The organism is Streptomyces sp. W16, assembly GCF_033194735.1.
GTDB lineage: Bacteria > Actinomycetota > Actinomycetes > Streptomycetales > Streptomycetaceae > Streptomyces.
This window is the reverse complement of sequence record NZ_JAWOAI010000685.1, coordinates 1-4,373: the sequence shown is the minus strand read 5'-3', so window position 1 is coordinate 4,373 and position 4,373 is coordinate 1. Positions and strand designations below refer to the sequence as shown.

General features: G+C 71.7%; 4 protein-coding genes. All 4 read right to left on the bottom strand.

Annotation, left to right across the window (positions count from 1 at the left end; translation table 11 throughout):
• Positions 1 to 1,592 (bottom strand): AfsR/SARP family transcriptional regulator (locus tag R6V09_RS47085; RefSeq protein ID WP_317887602.1); only part of this gene is annotated, 1,592 nt, incomplete at its 3' end.
• Between the two features lie 415 nt (positions 1,593 to 2,007).
• Positions 2,008 to 2,901: a glycosyltransferase family 2 protein gene (locus R6V09_RS47080; RefSeq protein ID WP_317887601.1), complete on the bottom strand. Its 894-nt coding sequence runs from the start codon at positions 2,899 to 2,901 to the stop codon at positions 2,008 to 2,010.
• A 129-nt stretch (positions 2,902 to 3,030) separates the two neighbouring features.
• On the bottom strand, positions 3,031 to 3,477 hold the full coding sequence (locus R6V09_RS47075; protein ID WP_317887600.1) for a DUF3052 domain-containing protein: 447 nt from the start codon (positions 3,475 to 3,477) through the stop codon (positions 3,031 to 3,033).
• Between the two features lie 99 nt (positions 3,478 to 3,576).
• Positions 3,577 to 4,038 (bottom strand): DUF5707 domain-containing protein, encoded by a 462-nt coding sequence (locus R6V09_RS47070; protein WP_317887599.1) that lies wholly within the window; start codon positions 4,036 to 4,038, stop codon positions 3,577 to 3,579.
• Positions 4,039 to 4,373 lie beyond the last annotated feature (335 nt).

The following is a 4,373-nucleotide window of genomic DNA, read 5'->3' as shown; positions in this document are numbered from 1 at the left end:
AGGGCGGTCAGCGGCGAACGGCTGGTGACGAGCACCGCGCAGCCGGTGCCGGCCGGCAGCAACGGCCGTACCTGGGCGGCGTTCCCGGCGTCGTCCAACACCATCAGCGTGCGGGTCGGCGCCAGCAGCGAGCGCAGCAACGCGGCTGCCGCGTCCGGGTGTTCGGGGATGTGCCGGGGTTCGGCGCCGAGGTCACGGAGCAGCGCGTGGAGGGCCTGGCCGGAGGTGAGGGGGGCCATGCCCGGGGTGGCGCCGTGCAGGTTCACGTACAACTGCCCGTCGGGAAAGTGTTCCCGCAGCTCATGGGCGGTGTGCAGCGCGAGGGCGCTCTTGCCCACGCCGGCCATGCCGCTGATGACGACCAGGGGGTGCGAGCCGGGCTCCGCGGAAGGGCGCGCGAGGATGTTGCGCAGGGCGTCGAGGGTGTCGGCGCGACCGGTGAAGTGGGCGGGTGGGGGCGGGAGTTGGGCGGGGTGGGGCAACGAGGACGACGAGGGTGACGGGAGCGATGGGGGTGACGGGAGCGGCTGATCCCGGATGCCGGGTCCATCGGGTCCATCGGAGCCACTGGACCCACTGGCCGTGCCAGGCCCATCGGCGGCTCCGGGCCCGGCAAACCCACCAGACCCACCGGTCATGCCGGACCCACCAGTCACGCCAGCCGCGCCGGACCCATCGGCCGCTCCAGACCCACCAGCCGTGTCAGCCCCACCAGTCTCGTCGAGCCCACCGAGCCCACCCGTCGCATCCGCTACATTCGCCGCCCCGTCCGCGCCGACACCCCCGCCGCCCCCACCAAGACCGCCGAGACCGAAACCCCCACCCCCCTCCCGAACCACCACCCCCCGCAACACCTCCACATGCGCCTCCCGCACCCCCACCCCCGGTTCGATCCCGAGTTCCTCGATCAGGCGGTTGCGCAGGTCGCGGTGGACGGCCAGGGCCTCCGGCTGGCGGCCGGTGCGGTGGAGGGCGAGCATCAGCTGGCGGTGATAGCCCTCCCGGAGGGGATGGTCGGCGACCAGCGCGGCCAACTCCGGTACCAGCGCGCCGAGTCGTACGCCACCGAGGGCCAGCTCGGCGTCGTAGCGCCATTCGAGGGCGAGGAGGCGGGCCTCCGTGAGGCGTTGTGCGAAGGCGTAGCCGCCGAGTTCGGCGGGCAGGCCGCTGAGCGGGGTGCCGCGCCACAGGGCGAGCGCCGCCGTGCACGCGCGGACGGTCCGGGGCCAGTCCCGGCCGGCGTGTGCGGTGCGGGCGGCGGTGACGTGGGACTCGAAGACATGGACGTCCAACTCACCCTCGTCCACGCGGAGTTGGTAGCCCGGAGATACCGCGCGCAGCCGTTCGGGGTCGTCGAGGAGGCGGCGCAGCCGGGTCACGTGGTTGTGCAGCGAGGCGTGCGCGGAGGCCGGCGGTGAGCCGCCCCACAGGGCGTCCTTGAGCGCGTCGACGGAGACGACCCGGCCGGGTTCCAGGAGCAGCGCGGCGAGCAGGACCCGCACCTTGGTGCCGCCGATGGGCTGCACCAGGTCGCCGTCACGGCCGTAGAGGACAGTCGTGCCCAGCAGTCCGAACCGCAGCTCGCACCGCATCACACCGACCCGTCGCCCTTCCGCGCGGCCACTGGCGGCCGTGCTCCGCGGCGGAGGTCTCCGCCGTCCTTGGCGGATTTCCGCCCTGTAACCGGCGGTTTCCCGCCAGCCTGTCCCGGTCGCCGAGGGCCGGGATCCGCTACCGTACCCGCCCTCCCCCGCTACCGCGCGGCGACTTCAGGCCATCGGTCGCCGGAGCATCGGGCGCACCGTTGGCCACATGTTAGCGATTCGTTGGTGCGACCTGATGTGATCACTTCATCGGAGCTGGCCCGACGGTGCGCGCGTACGACGCGCAACTCGGGGGAGTGTCGCCGTCGTGGCCGGGTCCGGGGACGCGAGAGGGCCCCGGTCGTCGGAGGTGAACGACCGGAGCCCTCGTCCCTTACCGGCTACCGACTACCGACTCTCCTGGTCAGATGACAGGCGGGCGGCCCAGCCGCGTCAGCCGCCACACCGTCCGCCAGCGCATGGCCCGCCGCTCCCCCGCCGGTTCGCGCACGCCCTCCACGAACCCGCCGAACCACGCCCGCAGTCCGCCGAGCGACCGCGTCCGTACGAGGGTGAGCAGCGTCCACACGCCCAGGTGCACCGGGATCAGCGCGAGCGGCAGCCGGCGCCGGACCAGCCAGACCCGGTTGCGGGCGGTCACCCGGTAGTAGATGGCGTGCCGGGCGGGTGAGGTCTTGGGGTGCTGGAGGAGGAGCTCGGGGGCGTAGCGGATGCGCCAGCCCGCGTCGGCGGCCCGCCAGGCGAGGTCGGTCTCCTCGTGCGCGAAGAAGAACTCGGCCGGCCAGTCCCCCGTCTCGGCGAGCATGGCCATGCTCAGCGCGTGCCCGCCGCCGAGGAACCCGGTGACGTATCCGCCCTGCATCGGGTCCCCCGCGCCGACCCGCGGCACATGCCGCCGCTGGGTCTCGCCTTGCTCGTCGGCGATCCGGAACCCGACGATGCCGAGGCGGGGTTCGGCCGCGTACAGGTCCCGCACCCGGCGCAGCACGTCCGCGTCGACGAGCAGTCCGTCGTCGTCGAGTTCGACCACTACGTCCACGTCGCCGAACTCCCGCAGCCGGGCCAGGCCGACGTTACGGCCGCCGGGGCAGCCGAGGTTCTCGTCGACGTCGATGGTGGTGACCTCTCCGGGCAGCGAGAGCCGGTCGGCGAACTCGGGGAGCCGGCAGCCGTTTCCGACGATCACGATGCGGGCCGGCGGGAGGTCCTGCTTGGCCACGGATTCGAGCAGCGCATCGACCTCGGCGGGCCGATTTCCCATGGTCACCACGGCGACGGCGATCCTCGGCTCCACCACGTCCACACTCCATCCGGCCAATCGGCCAATCGGCCATCCACGCATCCGGCGATGCCCGCGCTCCGACCGCGCGGCACTCGCCGTTCACCAAGATGTTGCCTCAAGTCGGCAGGTGGCTACGACTCAAGTTCATTTTGCGGGACCTTTGTTGTGGCTTTGCCGGTTTTCCCTCCGCCGCACGAACTTCAGCCCCGACCAGTCCTCGCCCAGCGCCGCGACCTTCACATCGACGACCCCGAGCGGGAGGAAGAGGTCGCGCAGGCCGTTCTCGGTGATGTCACTGACATGGCCCGCGGCCTTGCGCGGCCAGGCGATCCAGAACATGGCGGTGTCAGCGAGACCGAGCACCAACTCCAGCCCCTCCGCGTCCAGTTCCTTCCGCTCCCGGTAGAAGGCGACGGTGACGTCCGCGCCGCGCGTCCCGCCGTCGGTGACCTCGCAGTCGTCGGGCAGCCCGGGGATGTCCCACTCGGCGGGTGCGTGATGCAGCCGCACCCGGTGGCCGGGCTTGACGCCGATCTTCTTGGCGAGCGGGGTACCGGAGTATCCTCCGCCCGCCGCAGGGGAGTTGCTCATGCCCTGATCTCCGTTCTCACCATGACTCCGTCTGTTTCCACTACGACGACGGCGCCCCGCCTCGGTCGAGGCGGGGCGCCGTGCCTGTATACGTGAGTGTCAGCCCGCGATGTCGAACGTGGCGGCCTTGGACACGAACACCGTGTCGCCGTCCTTGGCCGTCGCCAGCGTCGAGACGTACCAGGTGCCCTTGGCCGCCTCGGCCGCCTCCTTCTTGGTGACCTTGAACGTGTAGATGCAGCGCGAGGTGTCGTCCGAGGTGCTCTTGCACGTGGCGGAGTCGACGTACCGGAGGTCCGCCTTGGTCGGGTTCAGCTTCGAACTCGCGGGCCACGCGATGACCTTGAGGCCGCGGATGCCCGAGTTGTCGGTGACGTCCACGGTGTAGGTGAAGGAGCCGGCGGCGCTGCCGGTCGGGGCCGTGTAGTGGGCGGAGCCGTTCGTGAGGGTCGGCTCGGTGGGCGTGGAGGCGGCCGAGGCGGCGAGACCGGCCGCGACGACTCCGCCGACCGCCGCGACGCCGACGAGCGAGGAGACGAGAGCGCGCTTGGACATGGACATGGGAGATCCCCCTGGATGGTGTGGATGGTGTGGGAGGCGGTGGTCGACCGCTTCCCTCGATGTGATCGAGCCTAGGAGCGGGGCGGGACGCGGTCCTCCGGCTGGAGGACGGTTGCCGCGTGGAACCAGAGATAGAGAGGACCGGGGCGGTAATCCCCCTTCAGCCTGAGCCGGGCCGTTCACCTGCGCCCATAGCCTTTGGGTGTCATGAAACGAACCGACGACCGGCTGCTCCCGGTCCTGCTGATCTGCGCCCAGGCCCTGGTGTGGCCGGGGGCTCCGCTGCTGCGCGGCACCGTGCCGACCGCGGCCGACCTGCTCGTGGCCGCCCTGGT